This is a genomic window from Candidatus Eisenbacteria bacterium (genome assembly GCA_020847735.1).
In the GTDB taxonomy this organism is placed as follows: Bacteria; Eisenbacteria; RBG-16-71-46; order RBG-16-71-46; family RBG-16-71-46; genus CAIXRL01.
In genome coordinates, this window is sequence record JADLBL010000009.1 from 1 (window position 1) to 18,141 (window position 18,141).

Below are 18,141 nucleotides of genomic sequence, written 5' to 3' on the forward strand. Positions count from 1 at the left end.
GGCTCGCAGGCCTCGACGCTGGTCATTCGCGCCATGGCGCTGGGCGAGGTCCGGCTCGCCGACTGGTGGCGGGTCATCCGCCGCGAACTCATGACCGGCCTGCTGATGGGCGCCATTCTCGGCGCCAGAGGGCCCACTCGCCCGCCGCGGCAGAGCATTCGCGGCTCGGTTCGGTCGTCGAGAGCTTCGCTTCGGGCGACGGCACGGCGCTCTCGCCCGGCGACTGCCTGCTCGTGGACTTCGCGGCGAGCCCGCCCGAAGCGGGCGCCTCGCGCGCGTGGTTCCTCGAAGTGATCGGCACGCACCTGGAGACCGCCGGCGGTGCGCAGGGCACCCGCCTCGCGAACGACACCGACGTGCGGCCCACTTCGTTCGCGCTGGCCGCTGCGCGGCCCAACCCGTCTTCGAGCCGCACGACGATCGAGTTCGACGTCCCGCGCCGTGCCGGAGTCCGCCTCGAAGTCTTCGACGTGCTGGGCCGGCGCGTCGCGACACTCGCCGACGACGAGTTCCCGCCCGGGCGGCACGCGATTGGCTGGGATGGCGCGACGACCTCGGGCGAGCGCGCTCGCGCGGGCGTCTACCTGTGCCGCATGACCGCCGGGGAATTCCGGGCGCGGAGGACGATCGTCCTCCGGCCGTGAGGCCAGCACCCCACCGCAAGGGAAGGCTCGGGCGCCTGACCGCGCGCCCGAGCCTCGTTCGCGTCGCCCGCGGCGTCCCGCGGCGTTTCGCGCCGCGCCGGCCGAAGGCCCCGCTACGCGATCGGCCGCACCAGCACGCGCGCGTCGAGCACGACACATCCCCTGCCGGGCGGCAGCACCTTCACCGGGTTCAGGTCGAGCTCGGCGATCTCGGGGAACTCGCCGGCGAGCTGCGAGATCCGCAGGATCGTCTCCTCGAGCCGCGCGAGGTCGCCGGGGGGCGCGCCGCGGTAGCCGTCCAGCAGCCTCGCCCCGCGGATGCCGCGCACCATTTCGTGCGCGTCGCGGTCCGTGAGCGGGTGCACGCGGAAGACGACGTCCTTGAGCAGCTCGACCTGCACGCCGCCGAGGCCGAACAGCAGCAGCGGTCCGAACGACGGATCGCGCGTCATGCCGACGATCGCCTCGATTCCCTCGCGCACCATGGATTGCACCGTGACGCCGGCCATCTCGTCGCCGCGGCCGAGTGCGGCGACCCGCGATTCGATGGTGGCGAAGGCCTCGCCGACCTCGCGGGTGCTGCGCAGGTCGAGCTGCACGCCGCCGACGTCGCTCTTGTGCGTGATCGTCTCGCTCGCGAGCTTGATCGCGACCGGAAAGCCCAGCCGCTCGGCGGCGTGCTCGGCCTGCTCGGCCGAACGCGCGAACGCCGCCGCCGGCGTCGCGATCCTCCACGCGGCGAGCAGTCGCGTGACCTCCTCGGGCGTGAGCCACGCGCCCGCCGGCCCGCCGGCGCGGGCCAGGGCCGCGGCGATCAGCTCGCGCGTCGCGGCGCGGTCCACGTCCGCGAACTCGCGCTTCGTGCCATCGGGCGTGAGCAGCCAGCGCCCGTAGCGGACCACCCGCGCGAGCGCGATCGCGGACGCCTCGGGAAACGTGTACGAGGGAATCCGGGTCTCCTGCAGCGAGCGCAGTTCGTCGGGTGTGCCGTGCCAGCCGAGGAAGCAGGACACGATCGGCTTGGGTGCCGCGCCCTTCGCCACCGCGTCGGCCTTGGCCGCCTCGTTGCCGCGCACGATCGCCTGCGCGACCTCGCCGGGGTTGGTCACGACCGGCGGCACGTACAGCACGATCAGCGAGTCCACGCCCGGATCGGCGGCGACCAGGCGCACCGCTTTCTCGAACGAAGCGGGCGTCGCCGAGGCGATCATGTCCACGGGGTTCTTCGTGCTCGCTTCGGCGGGCAGAAACTCGCGCAACTGCCGCACCGTGTCGTCGGACAGCGTCACCACCTCGAGCCCGTGCGACTCGCACGCGTCGCTGGCCATGATGCCGGGCCCACCGGCGTTGGTGACGATGCCGACGCGGTGGCCGCGCGGCACCGGCTGGTTCGCGAGCAGCATCGCGACGTCGAACATCTCCTCGAGCGTGTCGGTGCGGATCACGCCGGCCTGCTCGCACAGCGCCGTGACCGCCGTGTCGGCGCCGGCGAGCGAGCCGGTGTGGCTCGAAGCGGCGCGCTGGCCGGCGCGCGTGCGGCCGCTCTTGACCGCCACGATCGGCTTGCGGCGGCCGATGCGGCGCGCCAGCTCGACGAACCGCCCGGGCACGCCGAAGGACTCCAGGTAGAGCAGCACGAGCGCGGTGCCCGGATCCCGGTCCCACCACTCCAGCAGGTCGTTGCCCGAGACGTCGGCCTTGTTGCCGACGCTGACGAAGTGCGAGATGCCGATGCCGAGCTGCTGCGCGTACTGCAGGATCGCCAGTCCGAGCGCGCCGCTCTGCGACGAGAACGCCACCGTGCCGGCGGGCGGATGCGCGGGCGCGAACGAGGCGTTCATGCTCGTGCCCGCCTCGGTGTTGACGACGCCGAGGCAGTTGGGGCCGATCAGCCGCATGCCGTAACGCCGCACGATCCCGAGCAGCTCGCGCTCGCGCTCGACGCCTTCGCCGCCGATCTCCTTGAAGCCCGCGCTGATCACGACCACCGCCCGGACGCCGCGCCTGCCGCACGCTTCGACCGTGGCGTTGACGTGCGCGGCCGGCACGACGACGACCGCCAGGTCCACGACCTCCGGCACGTCGGCGATGCTCGCGTAGGCGCGCACCGACTGGACCGTGGCCGCGTTCGGGTTCACGGGGTAGACCGCGCCCTGGAAGTCGTGCTTGAGCAGGTTGTGAAAGAGCGCTCCGCCGACCGTGCCGCGGTCGCGCGAGGCGCCGATGACGGCCACGGACCGTGGGCGGAAGACGGCCTCGAGCCCGGCGCCGCCGGCGGGTTTGCCCGTCGGCGGGGCCGGAGCTTCGGCCGGGGCGCGGGGTGCGGCGGCGCCGGCCGGGGTGTCGTTCATCGCGTGCTCCATCTTCTATTGAGGAGGAAAGCCCGGCCCGCGGGTGGCGGGCGCCCTGCGTTTCGCGCCGCCGGCCCCACGCCGCACGCGCGGGCGCGGCGGTGTCCGGGCTCGGACGCGAAGGGCAGGATGCGCGCCCGGCCCGGGGGGCGCAAACGCGGGCGCAGGCCGTGCTAGTGTCCGGCCCGCCCGCCCGATGATGGCCGCACGACCGACCCCGGATGCGCGACGATGACCTCCTCAATCAGGCGCCTGCCACCGTCCCTCGCCGTGCTGCTCGCCGTGGCGCTGACGGCCGCGGGCTGCGGAACGAAGTCGCAGCCTACGGCCCCCGTGGGCGACACGGACGGCGTTGACCTGCTGGTTTACCGCAGCGACCGCACGAGCGCCGGCAACTACGACGTGTGGATGTACGACCTGAACGAGGCCGGTTTTCGCGCCCTGCCGAACCTGAACTCGGCCGCCGACGAGTCGGAGCCCTGCCTGTCCAACGACGGCGTGCTCGTCGCCTTCTCGAGCGACCGCGCGGGCGGCGCCGGCGGCTCGGACCTGTACGTGTACGACCGCGGCGGCATGTCGCTCGCCGCGACGCCGGGGCTGAACACCGCGGCGAACGAGTCGTGGCCGCGCTTCGCCTACGACTCGGTGAATCTCGCGTTCGTGCGCGACTCCGCCGGGTTCGGTCGCGTGCGGCTCTACACGCCGAACGGCGACAGCCTGCTCGGCCTGCCCGGACTCTCGACCGGGGGCCCGCGCACCGACGGCGCGCCCGCGCCGGATTTTCACGGCGACCGGATCGCGTTCCAGTCGGATCGCGCCGGCAACTGGGACGTGTTCGTGTGGAACCGCCCGGGCGGAATCGCGACCCTGCCCGACCTCGCCTCGTCGGGAAGCGACCTCGAGCCCTCGCTGTCGTCCAACGGCCGCTGGCTCGCGTTCGCCAGCGACCGCGCGGGCGGCGCCGGCGGGTACGATGTCTACCTTTACGACCTGCAGTCCTCCACGTTCGTCGCGCTGAACGGCCTCAACACCGCCGGCGACGAGCGCCACCCGGCCGTGAACCTGTCGGGCGACGTGCTCTTCTTCCAGGCGCGCGCGACGCCGTCCGACCACTGGGGCCTGTGGCAGTACGTGGTCCCCACGCACACGCTGACGCAGCCCGCCGGCCTCTCGGGCGCCGACGCCGACAAGATGGAGCCGTACGCCCGGGTGAGGTAGTGCGCACCGCGCGAGAGCGCATTCGCACGCGGCGCTCGCGGTCCGCGCGCCCGCGGCGTTACCCTGCGGCCCGGTTCGCAACCGCGTCACGCACTCCGAATCGGAGGACTCTCCCATGCGTCGCTTTCTGCACGCGGCCTGCCTCGCCGCGCTGCTCGCCCCCGGCGCGGCCCGCTCGGCCGGCGCCCCGCAGCCGCCCGCCACGCGCATCGCCGTCGTCCGCGACACGCTGCACGGCGTCGTGTTCGAGGACCCCTACCGCTGGCTCGAGGACAAGGACTCGCCCGAGACGCGCGCGTGGGTCCGCGCGCAGATGGCGTACACGCGCGGCCAGCTCGACCGGGTGCCAGGGCTCGAGCAGGTGAAGGAGGCGGTCGGCCGCTACGCCAGCCTCGATTCGCGCTCGGCGCCGACCGTGCGGGGCGGGCGGCTGTTCTTCACCGCGCGGCGCGCCGACCAGCAGCAGGGCGTGCTCATGATGCGCGCGGGAGCCGACGCGCCCGACGTCGTGCTCGTGGACCCCAACCCGATGAGCCCCGACCACACCACCTCGGTCACCCTGCTCGACGTCTCGCTCGACGGCAAACTCGTCGCCTACGGCATCCGCAAGGGCGGCGAGGATGAGCTCGAGGTGCACCTGCTCGACCCCGACACGAAACGCGAACTGCCCGGCGGCCTGCCCCGGGCGCGCTACTTCGGCTTCTCGATTGACGCCGCGAAGCAGGGCGCCTGGTTCGCCCGCTGGGAACCGAAGGGCTCGCGGGTCTGGTACCACCGCTTCGGCGACGCCCCCGAGAAGGCGAAGCTGGTCTTCGGCGAGGGGCTGGGGCCCGCCGAAATCCCCTCGCCCTTCCTGTCCGCCAACGGCCGCTGGCTCGCGATCTCGGTGTACGTCGGCTCCTCGGGCGACAACACACACGTTTACCTGCGCGAGGCGTCGAAGGACGGCCCGTTCGTCTCGGTGACCGACACGCTGCACGCGCAGGTCAACGCCCGCTTCGCGGGCGACACGGTCATTCTCGAGACCAACTGGAAGGCGCCGAACCGCCGCCTCATGGCGGTGGACGCGCGCTCGCCGTCGTTCGCCCGCTGGCGCGAGATCGTGCCCGAGCGGCCCGACGCGGTCATCGAGGGCTTCACGACCGTCGCCGGGCGGCTGGTCGTCGAGTACCTGCGCAACGTCACCTCGGAGCTGGTCGTTCACGGCGTCGGCGGCGAGCGCCTCGGCACGATCGCGCTGCCCGGGCCGGGCTCGGCCTCGACGCCGGCCGGAGAATGGACGGGCAGGGACGCCTACTACTCGTTCTCGTCGTTCAACCGTCCCTCCACGATCTACCGCTACGAGTTCCCGCAGGGCGCCGCCGCCGGCGCGAGCCGCGAGTGGTGGAAGAGCCCGGCCGAGTTCGACTCGGGCCGCTACGTCGTCCGCCAGGTCTGGGCCGAGAGCAAGGACGGCACGAAGGTGCCGATGTTCATCGCCCAGCCGGCCGAACTGACGCTCGACGGCTCGCACCCGGTGCTGCTCACCGGCTACGGCGGCTTCAACGTCAGCGAGACGCCGCGCTGGTCGCCGCTGGTCGCCGCGTGGCTCGACCTGGGCGGCATCTACGTGCTCTCCAACCTGCGCGGCGGCTCGGAGTTCGGCGAGGCCTGGCACCGCGCGGGCATGCTCGGGAACAAGCAGAACGTGTTCGACGACTTCACCGCCTGCGCCCGCTGGCTGATCGGCCACGACTACTGCACGCCGTCGAAGCTCGCGATCCTGGGCGGCAGCAACGGCGGCCTGCTGGTGGGCGCGGCCATGACGCAGCAACCCGAGCTCTTCGGCGCCGTGATCTGCGCGGTGCCGCTGCTCGACATGCTGCGCTACCAGCGGTTCCTGGTCGCGCGCTTCTGGGTGCCGGAGTACGGCTCGGCCGAGGACCCGGTGCAGTTCGAGTGGCTGAGGGCCTACTCGCCGTACCAGCACGTCTCCGCGGGCGTGAAGTACCCGCCGGTGATGTTCGTCTCGGGCGATTCCGACACGCGCGTGGATCCGTTGCACGCGCGCAAGATGGCGGCGCGCATGCAGGCGCTCGGCGGCCCGAACCCGGTGCTGCTCCACTACGACGTCTCTTCCGGCCACTCGGGCGGCAAGTCGGTCACGAAGACGATCGACGACATCGCCGACGAGCTGCAGTTCCTGCGCGGATCGCTGGGCATGACGACCGCTCACTGACGCGCCGGCGGGAGAGCGCGGCGCGCGGCGCGAAGGCGTTCGCGCCACGCGTCGCGTTGTCCGTCGCGAGCGCACGATGCGCGAAAGTTTTTCCTCGCGCGCCCGCGCTCGCGTGGATCGCGGGCGCGCGGTGTCCAGCCGAAAATTCTCCGCGTCGTTCGCGAGAATTTTCGGTCTTGAACCGGTGAAGGCGCCGGGTGGTATAAACCACGCACCCCGCCGTCGCGCGAGTCGACTGCTCACGCGAGGCGGCTTTTCTCTCACGCGAACAACTCGCAGCACCGCGATCGCCCCCGCGCTCGCAGCCCAGTCGGGATCGCGTCATGCGTCGCCCCGCGCGAAACAGGCGCCGCCCCGGCCGGGCCACCATCACGGAAGTCGGTCCGCAACCCGCTTCTCGGACCAGGAGGGTCCACCATGTCGCTTTCCCTCAACCCGGAGACGCACGCCCCCACCGCAGCGCCCGGCGGCGAACCGCCCACGAACGCGGGCCTCCACGTCCCGCGCCGCTTCTCCGTGCCGGGCGTTCATCCGTTCGACGCCGTGAAGTGGGACCGTCGCCGCACGGTGATCACCAACCCGGACGGCTCGGTCGTCTTCCAGGCCGACGACGTCGAGGTGCCCGCCGAATGGTCGCAGCTCGCCACCGACATCGTGGTGAGCAAATACTTCCGCCGGGCCGGCGTTCCCGGGCATCCCGGCCGCGAAACCAGCGTGCGTCAGGTGGTGAACCGCCTGGTCCGCACCATCCGCGCGAGCGGCGAGCAGCAGGGCGGCTACTTCGCGGGCCCCGAGGACGCCGAGGCGTTCGAGGCCGAGCTCGCGTACATGCTGGTGCACCAGATCGGCGCCTTCAACTCGCCGGTGTGGTTCAACTGCGGCCTGTTCCACGAGTACGGCATCAGCGGCTCCGGCGGCAGCTTCGCCGTGGACCTGGCGGCCGACACGGTCCGCATGACGACCGACTCGTACTCGCGCCCGCAGGTGTCGGCGTGCTTCATCCAGTCGTGCGACGACGACCTCATGTCCATCTTCGAGCTGGTCAAGAACGAGGCGCGCGTCTTCAAATACGGCTCGGGTACGGGCACGAATTTCTCGAAGCTGCGCGGCCGCATGGAGAAGCTCTCCGGCGGCGGCACCTCGTCGGGCCTGATGAGCTTCCTCGAGGTGCTCGATCGCGGCGCCGGCGCGACCAAGTCGGGCGGCACCACGCGGCGCGCGGCCAAGATGGTCGTGCTCGACGTGGACCACCCCGAGATCACCGAGTTCGTGCGCTGGAAGATGCGCGAGGAAAAGAAGGTCGCGGCGCTCATCTCGGCCGGCTACCCGAGCGACTTCAACGGCGAGGCCTACGCCACGGTTTCGGGCCAGAACTCGAACAACTCGGTGCGCGTGCCCGACACGTTCATGCGCGCGGTCGAGACCGGCGGCGACTGGCAGACGACCTTCCGCACGACCGGCCAGGTGCACGAGACGATGCCCGCCCGCCGGCTGTGGGACGACATCGCCACCGCCGCCTGGAGCTGCGCCGACCCCGGCGTCCAGTACGACGACACCATCCAGAAGTGGCACACCTGCAAGGCCACCGACCGAATCCACGCGACGAACCCGTGCGTCACGGGCGACACGCTCGTCGCGACTTCCGAGGGCTGGAAGCGCATCGATTCGCTGGTCGGCAAGTCCGCACGCGTGATGGGCGCCGACGGCCAGCCGCACTGGGTTACCGACATCTTCCCGACCGGGCACAAGCCCGTGTTCCGCCTGCGCACGAAGGCCGGCTACGAAGTCACCCTCACCGCCGACCACAAGGTTTGGACGCTCGAGCGCGGCGACGTGCCCGTGAGCGGGCTGGTACCGGGAGACCTTCTCGCGCTGCAGGGCCCCGGCTTCGGTCGGCGGGCGCTGGGCAAGCGACTGGGCCTCGCCATTGGCGTCGCGGTGGGTGACGGCTGTCTCGCCCGCGCGGTCCACGGTGAGCGCACGACCGAATCGGTGATCCTGACGATGTCGGCCGAAGAGGCGGGCGTCCTCGAGGCGATTGCCGGCACGGTCAACGAGGCGAAACGCGAGCTTCGGGCCGTCAATGCCGTCGGCCGCGCCGACGATGTCCGCGTCGCCGCGAGCGGAGCACGTGGCACGGTCTCCCGCCTTGCGTTCGGCTCACGACCGGTGGTTGACCTTTTCAAGGAGTTTGCCGTCCTCGACGAGGGCAGCCAGGGCAAGCGTTTCACGCCGGCCGCCTTCGACCTCGACCGCGCTTCGCTGGCCGCCGTGCTACGGGGCCTCTTCACCGCCGACGGCACCGTCGCGAACCACGGCGAGAAGAGCCAGTACGTCTCGCTCGACTCAAGCTCGCATGAGTTACTCCGCCAGGTCCAAGCGCTGCTCCTCGGATTCGGCATCAAGGCGAAGCTCTACGAGAACCGACGCGGCGGCACGACCGAGGCGATGCTGCCGGACGGTCGCGGCGGCAGCCGCAGCTTCCCGGTCACCGAGATGCACTCGCTGCGAATCTCGCGCTCGTCGCGGGTGCTCTTCGAGCGCGAGATCGGCTTCGATCCCGCAAGTCCAAAGGCCACCGCCCTGGCCGAGTTGAACGACCGGTTCGAGGCCTACCTGGACGACCTCACCGACGCCGTCGCGTCCGTGACTCCCGCGGGCGAGGCGGACGTCTACGACCTCACCGAGCCGGTGACCAGCCACTTCGTCGCCAACGGCATGGTCGTTCACAACTGCTCCGAATTCGTGTTCCTCGACGACACGGCCTGCAATCTCGCGTCGGTGAACCTCATGAAGTTCCGGCGTGACGACGGCTCGTTCGACATCGAGGGCTACCGGCACGCGAACCGGGTGTTCTTCCTCGCGCAGGAGATCCTGGTCAGCTTCGCCAGCTACCCGACCGAGCGGATCGCCCGCAACAGCGAGGACTACCGCCCGCTCGGCCTGGGCTACGCGAACCTCGGCACGCTGCTGATGGTCGAGGGGCTGCCCTACGACAGCGACGCGGCGCGCGCCTACGCCGGCTGCATCACCGCGATGATGACCGGCGAGGCTTACGCGCTGTCGGCCGAGATGGCGGCCAGCAAGGGCCCGTTCCGCGGCTACGCGCGCAACGCCGACAGCATGCTCGGCGTGATGCGGCTGCACCGCGAGGCCGCGCGCGCGATTGACCCGACGCACGCGCCGCGCGACATGCGGCAGGCGGCCATCGAGTGCTGGGACCGCGCCGTGGCGTACGGCGGCCTGCACGGCTACCGCAACGCCCAGGCCACGGTGCTGGCGCCGACCGGCACGATCGGCCTGCTCATGGACTGCGACACGACCGGCGTCGAGCCGGACTTCGCGCTGGTCAAGTTCAAGAAGCTCGCCGGCGGCGGCTACTTCAAGATCGTCAACCAGTCGGTGCCGCTCGCGCTCGAGCGCCTCGGCTACGACGCGAAGGAAATCGAGCGCATCATCCGCCACGCGGTCGGCCACGGCTCGCTGGACGGCGCGCCGCACATCAACGCCTCGAGCCTGCTGCACAAGGGTTTCAGCGACGGCCTGGTGGCGTCCATCGAGGCCCTGCTGCCCAATGTCCTCGACATCCGCCAGGCGTTCGGGCGCGGCATCCTCTCCGACGAGGCGCTCACGAACCTCGGCGTGGCGATGGCCGAGCGCGAGAAGCCGGGCTTCAACGTGCTGCCCTTCCTCGGCTTCACCGACGCGCAGATCGAGGAGGCGAACCTGCACGTGTGCGGCTCGCAGACGGTCGAGGGTGCGCCGGGCCTCAAGAGCGAGCACTTCGCGGTCTTCGACTGCGCGAACCGCTGCGGCGCCCACGGCACGCGCTTCATCCAGCCGATGGGCCATGTCCGCATGATGAGCGCCGTTCAGCCGTTCATCTCGGGCGCGATCAGCAAGACCGTGAACCTGCCGAACGACGCGACGGTGGACGAGGTCCGCGACATCTACAGCGAGTCGTGGAAGCTCGGGATCAAGGCCGTGGCGCTGTATCGCGACGGCTGCAAGATGAGCCAGCCGCTCAGCACGGCGAAGAAGAAGACCGAGCCGGAGGCCGCGGGCCAGCCGCTGGCCGACGAGGGACCGGCCAAGCTCCACCGCCGCCGCCTGCCCAAGCGCCGCCACGGTTTCACGCAGGAGGCGCGCATCGCCGGGCACAAGGTGTTCCTGCGCACCGGCGAGTACGAGGACGGCACGATCGGCGAGATCTTCATTGACATGCACAAGGAGGGCGCCGCCTTCCGAAGCATGATGAACTGCTTCGCCATCGCGGTCTCCATGGGCCTGCAGTACGGCGTGCCCCTGGAGGACCTCGTGGACCAGTTCTGCTTCACGCGCTTCGAGCCGCACGGGCGCGTCGAGGGCCACGACAACATCAAGGTCTCGACCAGCGTGATTGATTACGTGTTCCGGGTGCTCGGCTTCGAGTACCTGAACCGCACCGATCTCGCGCACGTCATCGAGACCGCGCCGAGCGGCGAGGTGCTGCAGCCGCGCCAGCACGCCGTGGACGTGCCGGTCGGCCGCGAGCACCGCGTCACGCGGGCGCCTGCGGGCCCGGCGGGCGGAGCGGGCGCGCCGCGGCCCGTGCGGGCGGCGGAACACGCCGGCGAGGTCACGACGGTGGCGATGCAGGAGGCCACCCGCAAGTTCAAGGGCGACGCGCCGGCCTGCGACAACTGCGGGCACATCACGATCCGCAACGGCACCTGCTACAAGTGCGTGAACTGCGGCAACTCGCAGGGCTGCAGCTGAGACCGGGACAACGAGTCGCCGCATGACCGCGGGCGGGGCCGGCAACGGCCCCGCCCGGCGTGTTCACGGTACCGGTCGCGTCCGCCGCGTCCCGGCCGGCGACGGCCCGGCGCCCGGCCGCCCGCGCGGCGCTCCGGTGGCCGCCGCGCGCTTCAGGCCGGCGCCGCGACGCGCGCCCGCGTGCCCGCCCGGCGACGGGCGGCGGGGCGCGTGTCCACGACGAACAGGTGCTCGCGGTTGCGCGCCGGCCCGGGCGTTCCGACCTTGCGGCCGGCGCGGTCGTGGATGCCGATCTTGTGTCCGATGTAGCGCGGGTGCTCGATCCGCTCCTCGCGCACGCGGCCGCGCGCGCCGAGCAGCGCGCGCAGCTCGGCCGGCGCGAGGAAGCCCTCGTCGCTGAACGACACGACCAGCCAGCGCGCCCGCACGCGCGCGAGCACCTCGCGGAAGGCGGCGGGCATGAGCCCGCGGCGGTTGAACGCGCTGCCGCGCGTGCGCACGTCCATGCGCTTCTTCGCCACGCCGTAGACGGCCGGCCGGTCCCAGCGGACCAGCGACTCCCAGACGTGGTAGTTGCCCAGGTAGCTGTGCTGGTTGTAGGGCGGATCGAGGTACGCCACGTCGGCCTCGAAGCGCGCGGCAGCCTCCGCCGCCTCGAGGCACGACGCCGAGCCAGGGCCCGCGAGCAGCTCGGGCACGCGCAGCTCGAGCGGCGCGAACGAGCGCGGCGCCCAGCTCTTGAGGTAGGCCATCTGCAGGCCGACGGTCGAGTCCACCCGGTCGGCGGCCTCCATCAGGCTGGTGAGCGCGATCGCCTCGAGCGTCGGGTCCAGCGCCAGCGCGCGGATCCGCTCGCGAATGGCGTCCACACGGGCGCCGTTCGCGGGCTGCAGGTAGCGCGAGGCGACGCAGTAGGTCTCGGTGAACCAGCCCGGGTGCGGCGGCACGGCGTTCAGCTCGGCCACCACCTTTTCCGCGCGCCCGTGCCAGCGGCGGGCGTCGGCGCCGACGTAGCAGGCGGCGAGGGCGTGCGCGTAGCGGTTGTGGTCGTTCGCGTGCACCCGGAACGCGTGGCGCTTGAGCGCGTGCCCGACGCGCGAGGTGCCGGAGAACAGGTCGAGCACCGTCCGCGCGCCGGCGCAGGACTCGATGGCCGCGACGATGCGCGGCACGAGCAGCCGCTTGCTGCCGATGTACTTGATCACGCGGACCGTCTCCCCGGCCGCGGGCACCCTGCGCGCGACTCGACGGGCCGCAGCGTAGCGCAGCGCGCCGCGCGGCGCGCGGGGACTTGCCCCTCGCCACCGCGCTCGGGCAGAGTGCCCGCGCCATGAACGCCCGAACCGCCACCACCGCGCGCCCGCCGTTCCTCGCTCCCGACCGCTGGCTGCAACTGCTGCTCGTGTTCGTGATCGTCGCGCCGCTGGCCGAGCTGCTCCACTGGAGCCCGCTCGCGGTGTTCGCGTTCAGCGCGCTGGCGATCGTGCCGCTCGCCGGGCTGATGGGCGAGGCGACCGAGAAGCTGGCCTCGCGCCTCGGCGAAGGAGTCGGCGGACTGCTCAACGCCACGTTCGGCAACGCCGCCGAGCTGATCATCGCGCTGGTCGCGCTGCAGCGCGGGCTCTACGACGTGGTCAAGGCGTCGCTCACCGGCTCGATCATCGGCAACTCCCTGCTCGTGCTCGGGCTGGCGATGGTGGCGGGCGGGGCGCGGCGCGAGAAGCAGACGTTCGACCGCTCGGCGGCCGCCGCGTCCTCCACGCTGCTGCTGCTGGCGGCGATCGCGCTGGTCGTGCCGGCCGCGTTCCATTTCGTCAATCAGGGCGCCATCGAGAGCGGCCGGCTTTCGATGGCCCGCGAGACGGCGCTCGAACGCGACCTGTCGCTCGAGATCTCGGTCGTGCTCATCGTCTCCTACGTGCTGAGCCTGTTCTTCACGCTGCGGACGCACAAGCACCTGTACACCGGCGGCGCGGCCGACCAGGCGCACGCGCCGGTGAACGTCGGCCGCGCGGTGGCGACGCTGGTGGTCGCGACGGCGCTCATCGCCTGGATGAGCGAGCTGCTGGTCGGCGCGGTCGAGGCGGCCTCGCACGCGCTGGGGCTGACCGAGGTCTTCGTCGGCGTCATCGTCGTGGCGGTCATCGGCAACGCCGCCGAGCATTCGACCGCGGTGCTGGTGGCGATGAAGAACAAGATGGACCTGGCGCTCAACATCGCCATCGGCTCCAGCATCCAGATCGCGCTGTTCGTCGCGCCGGTGCTGGTGTTCGTGTCCTACTTCATGCCGCACGGGCCGATGAACCTGCGCTTCAGCCCGTTCGAGGTGCTGGCGGTGATCACCGCCACGTTCATCGTCAACATGGTCGCGGCCGACGGCGAGTCGAACTGGCTCGAGGGCGCGATGCTGCTCGCCGTGTACGTCGTGCTCGGGCTGGCGTTCTACTTCCTGCCGTAACCCGGAAGGCCGGCGGCCCCGCCGGCCGCGAGCGCGGCCGGCGCCCCGCGCTTCAGGCGGCTTCCGTCTCGGCGCCGTCGCTCTCGCTGCCGACCGTGTGGACGAGCGCGTCCAGCGCCGGAGGCCACAGGCCGGTGCCGCGGTCGCGCTCGACCCAGCGCAGCGCCTCGGCGGACGAGAGGCCGTGCCGGTAGGGGCGCGGCGCGCTGAGCGCGTCGTACACGTCCGCGACGGCGAGCACGCGCGAAAGTTGCGGGATCTGCTCGCCGTGCAGGCCCCGGCAGTAGCCGCTGCCGTCCAGCCGCTCGTGGTGCGAGGCGGCGGCGAACGCCAGCCACTCGAAGCCGTGCACGTGCTCGAGGATGCGTTCGGTGTGGAGCGCGTGCATGCGCATGACCTCCCACTCCGAGGGCGTGAGTGGGGAGGGCTTGTCGAGAATGGTGTTGGGCACCGTGAGCTTGCCCAGATCGTGCAGCAGCCCGGCGCGGCGGACGTCGGCGATCGTCTCGGCGTCCCAGCCCAGGCGCGCGGCGATGGCGACGGCGAGGTTCGTCATGCGCTGCGAGTGCGCGCCCGTGAACGGCGACTTGGCGTCCACGATCTCGGCGAACACCTCCGCGATGCGGTCCATCGCCCGCGGGCCGGCGAGCAGCGCCGCGCTGCCCGGCTCGGCGTCCACGACCGCCTGCTTGAGCGGCCGCGTCTCGAGCGCGCACCAGCCGGCCAACTCGCGCTCCATCCCGGCGCAGGCGGCGACCACGAGCGGGTCGAACCAGCGGCCGGCGCGCTCGCGCACCACCGCCAGCGCGCGCGTCGCGCCGCCGCGCATCGCGAACACCTCCAGCGTCTGCGAAAGGGTCAGGATGCGCGCGACGATCGGGATCTCGTCGCCCGAGAGTCCGCGCGGGTGGCCGCGGCCGTCCCAGTGCTCGTCCAGCGCCCGCACCGCTTCGGCGGCGCCGGCGCCGAGCCCGAGCCGGGTGACGATCTCGGCGCCGCGCCGGCAGCGCGTCTCGACCAGTTCGGCGGCCAGGCGCGGTCCGCCGCGGGCGAGCTTGGCGATGCGGCTTCCGCGTGCGAACCACGAGCCGCCGGGCGCGGCGTGCGCCATGGCGTAGAACGCCGCGCGGAAGTAGTTCGACCAGTCCACCCGCATGCGCGCGCCCTTGGTCATGCGGTCGTCGCCGCCGAAGAGCGAAAAGACGCGCGCGGCGTTCGACGAGCAGCCGGCGTCCTTGAGCAGCGCGGCGTAGTAGAGGTCGCGCCGCAGCTGCAGCGGCAGCCCGAGCCGCCCGCCGAGCTCCATGGCGATCAGGCTCGTGCGCAGCGCGTGCCCCATGGGCTGACCCTCGGTGAGGTCGAGCGCGAAGGACAGCGCCGCGAAGACGTCCGAGACGGGAACGCGCTCGGGCGCCGGGGTGCGCGGACGGATGGTCACGCGGCGGTTATCGGCCGCGTCGGACCGCCGATTGAGAGGGGGGCGCCCGCGACCCGCGCCTGCGGGGTGGCGCGGCGCGGGTGCGGCCTATAGAATTCCGCCGGCATCCACCGACAGACCGCCGGTGCACCGGCACCCGATGTCCTTCCGCGCCGTGCCACGGACATCGCCCGGGCCCGTACCGCACAGCTCTTGATCCGGAGTTCCCGATGGTCCCCGAGCCGTTTCGCGCCCCCGCGGCGCGCCTGACGTTGCTGCTCGCCGTCGCGCTCTGCCTCGCCCCCGCCCCCGCACGCGCGCTGAAGGTGGCGACCTGGAACCTGCTCGACTACCAGCCCACCACCATCGCCTCCCGGCAGGACAGCTATCGCATCGTCATGGACGGCCTCGACCCGGACGTGCTGATCGTTCAGGAGATGAACGGCTCGTCGGCGTCGCGCGACTCGTTCCTCAACAACGTGCTCAACGTGGTCCGGCCCGGGCAGTGGACGGGCGCCTGGCTGCAGCTCGGCACCGAGGGCGGCGCGATCTTCTGGAAGCCGGCGAAGGTCAACGTCCAGAACATCACGTCCGTCGCCACCGGAGGCCCGCGCCCGGTGCTGGTCGGGCTCGTGAAGCCCGTCGGCTACCTCAAGAACCCCGGCTGGTTCCGCATCTATTCGGTGCACCTGAAGGCGGGGACCGCCACGCCTTCGACGAGCGATTCGACCACGCGCCGGCAGGAGTGCACCAGCCTGCGCACGACGCTCAACAACCAGGTCACCACCGTCGTCGGCACCAACTTCATGATCGGCGGCGACACCAATTTCTACGGTTCCTGGGAGGGCGGCTACCAGCGACTGATCGAGCCGCAGCTCGACGACGACGGCCGCGGCTACGACGTGCTCGACATGCCGGGCACCTGGAACAACGCCGCCTACATCCCCTACCACACGCAGAGCCCGCGGGCTTCGCTCGGGGGCATGGACGACCGCTTCGACCTGTTCCTGTACTCGCGCAGCGCCTACGACGGGGCCGGGCTCGACGTGCTGCCCTCCACCTACCTGGCCTACGGCAACGACGGCCAGCACTACAACCAGGACATTGACGGCGGCGGCTTCAACAACGCCGTCGGCCTGACCATCGCGACCGCGCTGCGCGTGGCTTCCGATCACGTGCCGGCGGTCTTCGAGCTGCAGCTGCCCGCGCGCGTCGCGGCGGCCTCGCAGCTCGCCTTCGGCGACGTCCTCGTCGGCGCGTCGGGCGTGACGCTGCCGCTGGCGGTGAGCAACCCCGGCACCGTCCCGGCCGAGGCGCTCACCTACTCGCTCGCCGCGCCGGCCGGCTTCACCGCCCCGGCGGGTCCGTTTTCGGTCGCGGCCGGCGCGCCGGCCGACGTGCAGGTCGTCGGTCTCGACGCCGCCACGACCGGCGTCAGGGCCGGGACGCTGGTCATGAGCACCAACGCGCCCGACTCCCTCACCAGGAACGTGCTGCTCTCGGGCCGCGTGCTCGCGCACGCGTCGGCCTCGCTCGACTCGAGCGCGGTCGTCACCTCGGGAAGCCTCGATTTCGGCTCGCATCCCGCGGCCGGGTTCGCCGACCTCGGCGTGCGCGTGCACGACCAGGGCTGGAACGCGCTGCAGGCGCAGCTCGCGGTGACGGCGGCGAACGTGACGGGCGGGGACGGCCGCTTCTCGCTTCCGGGTTTCGCGCCGGCGACGCTGGGCGCGACCGGCCGGACGTTCGCGGTGCACTTCGACCCGGCCGGCGCGGTCGCCGACTCGACCTACGAGGCGACGCTCACGTTCACGACCGCGGACGAGGCGCTGCCGGGCGCGCAGCCGGCCGCGCCGCTGTCCGTCTCGCTGCAGGCCCGCGTGCTCGGCAGCACCAACGGCGTGCCGGGCGGTTACGCGCTGCGGCTTTCGCCGCCGCGCCCCAATCCCACCCGCTCGGGCGCGGAGCTCGACTTCGAGCTGCCGCGCGAGGCCCGGGTGGACGCCGCGATCTTCGACCTCTCCGGCCGCCGGGTGGCCACGCTCGCGGCCGGTCCGGTGGGTGAAGGGCACCACGTCCTGCGCTGGAACGCCCGGGACGACGCCGGCCGAGGGGTTCCGGCCGGGCTTTACTTCGTCCGCTTCAGCACTCCGGGCCTGACCCGGGTCCAGCGCCTCGCGCTCCTGCCGTAAGGGTTGCCGTCACCCCTCGTCCCGGGGTGGCGGCCCTTCCGGGACGGCTTCACCCGGCGGCAGCGCCTCGAAGCCGGCGCACTCCAGCACCGGCAGCCGGGGGTAGCGCGGGTAGCGCGGATCGTCGCGCGAGCGCATGCACAGGCTGAATTCGCTGCGCGGCGTGCGGACGAGGCGCGCCCAGCGGCAGCGGCCGCAGAGGCCGGTCCGGGCTCCTGGTTCGCGGGTCATGCGCTCCCTCCTCGTGCGCCGGACCGGGCGGCGGTGTCGGCAGGACCGACACTTTTTCCGGAGGACGCCCGCCGCCGGGCGCGGCTTCGGGACGTCCGGCCGCCCCGAACCGTTGCCGTGCTTCGGGATGGCGCAACGAACTCGGGATTGGCCCGGCGCTTGCAAACTACCACGGCGTACAGGGGCAATGGCACGCAGCCCAAACAACTCCCTCACCGCCGGACTGCCCGAGGAGATTTCGTGATGAAACGGTGGCTTCTCCCTCTCGCGTTGCTCGCTCTCATGGCCGCGCCCGCCTTCGCCCAGGATCCGGAAGGCTCCGTGGACGATCCGGCGACCTCGACCAGCGGTGGCGGCGGTTTCCAGGACACGCGTCATCACCGCGGACGCGGTGGACGCGGCGACCGTCCGGTCGCGCCGGTGCCCGAGCCGGGCACGATGGCGCTCGCCTCCATGGGACTGATCGCGCTCGGCGCGGCGGCCCGTCGCCGGGGCGGCAAGTAGTCGAGCGAAGCGTTTTCGAGCGACGCGCCTGTCCCCACGGGTGAGTTGCTCCGGACGTCAACGACCAGCTGACCCCTGCAGGGGCGGCGGCGGGATCCCGATCCCGCCGCCGCGTCCGTTTTTTGGGACCTCGCGCCCGGCCCGACTACA

11 protein-coding genes are annotated in these 18,141 nt (G+C 72.1%); 7 read left to right on the forward strand and 4 right to left on the reverse strand.

Annotated elements, in window-relative coordinates; translation table 11 throughout:
* The first annotated feature begins 65 nt into the window (after positions 1-65).
* Positions 66-644, forward strand: coding sequence for a hypothetical protein (locus tag IT347_04400; protein MCC6348819.1), 579 nt, complete (start codon positions 66-68; stop codon positions 642-644).
* A 113-nt stretch (positions 645-757) separates the two neighbouring features.
* Here the strand turns inward: IT347_04400 and IT347_04405 are convergent, their stop codons facing one another.
* Positions 758-2,995 (reverse strand): acetate--CoA ligase family protein, encoded by a 2,238-nt coding sequence (locus tag IT347_04405; protein MCC6348820.1) that lies wholly within the window; start codon positions 2,993-2,995, stop codon positions 758-760.
* A 231-nt stretch (positions 2,996-3,226) separates the two neighbouring features.
* On the opposite strand from IT347_04405, the gene IT347_04410 reads away from it, so the two are divergent.
* The 3 genes from IT347_04410 to IT347_04420 all read left to right on the forward strand — a co-directional run bounded on the left by IT347_04410 (position 3,227) and on the right by IT347_04420 (position 11,189).
* A complete protein-coding gene (locus IT347_04410) occupies positions 3,227-4,213 on the forward strand; it encodes a PD40 domain-containing protein (GenBank protein MCC6348821.1) in 987 nt (328 codons plus the stop codon).
* 115 nt (positions 4,214-4,328) lie between these two features.
* Entirely contained in the window at positions 4,329-6,431 is a 2,103-nt protein-coding gene (locus tag IT347_04415) for a S9 family peptidase (GenBank protein ID MCC6348822.1), read from the forward strand.
* A gap of 417 nt (positions 6,432-6,848) precedes the next feature.
* Complete coding sequence (locus IT347_04420) at positions 6,849-11,189, forward strand: vitamin B12-dependent ribonucleotide reductase (GenBank protein ID MCC6348823.1); 4,341 nt, start codon at positions 6,849-6,851, stop codon at positions 11,187-11,189.
* A 152-nt stretch (positions 11,190-11,341) separates the two neighbouring features.
* On the opposite strand, the gene IT347_04425 is transcribed toward IT347_04420, so the two are convergent.
* Positions 11,342-12,394: a DNA adenine methylase gene (locus IT347_04425; GenBank protein ID MCC6348824.1), complete on the reverse strand. Its 1,053-nt coding sequence runs from the start codon at positions 12,392-12,394 to the stop codon at positions 11,342-11,344.
* Positions 12,395-12,519: 125 nt separating this feature from the next.
* On the opposite strand from IT347_04425, the gene cax reads away from it, so the two are divergent.
* Positions 12,520-13,647 carry a calcium/proton exchanger gene (cax, locus tag IT347_04430; protein ID MCC6348825.1) on the forward strand — a complete coding sequence of 376 codons (1,128 nt, stop codon included), beginning with the start codon at positions 12,520-12,522 and terminating at the stop codon, positions 13,645-13,647.
* A gap of 52 nt (positions 13,648-13,699) precedes the next feature.
* Here cax and IT347_04435 read toward each other — a convergent pair whose 3' ends face one another.
* Positions 13,700-15,085 (reverse strand): HD domain-containing protein, encoded by a 1,386-nt coding sequence (locus IT347_04435; protein MCC6348826.1) that lies wholly within the window; start codon positions 15,083-15,085, stop codon positions 13,700-13,702.
* A gap of 209 nt (positions 15,086-15,294) precedes the next feature.
* Here IT347_04435 and IT347_04440 point away from each other — a divergent pair, with 209 nt between their 5' ends.
* On the forward strand, positions 15,295-17,256 hold the full coding sequence (locus tag IT347_04440; protein ID MCC6348827.1) for a T9SS type A sorting domain-containing protein: 1,962 nt from the start codon (positions 15,295-15,297) through the stop codon (positions 17,254-17,256).
* Positions 17,257-17,265: 9 nt separating this feature from the next.
* Here the strand turns inward: IT347_04440 and IT347_04445 are convergent, their stop codons facing one another.
* Positions 17,266-17,487: a hypothetical protein gene (locus IT347_04445; protein MCC6348828.1), complete on the reverse strand. Its 222-nt coding sequence runs from the start codon at positions 17,485-17,487 to the stop codon at positions 17,266-17,268.
* A gap of 243 nt (positions 17,488-17,730) precedes the next feature.
* Between IT347_04445 and IT347_04450 the strand changes: the two genes are divergently transcribed.
* A complete protein-coding gene (locus IT347_04450) occupies positions 17,731-17,991 on the forward strand; it encodes a PEP-CTERM sorting domain-containing protein (GenBank protein ID MCC6348829.1) in 261 nt (86 codons plus the stop codon).
* Positions 17,992-18,141 lie beyond the last annotated feature (150 nt).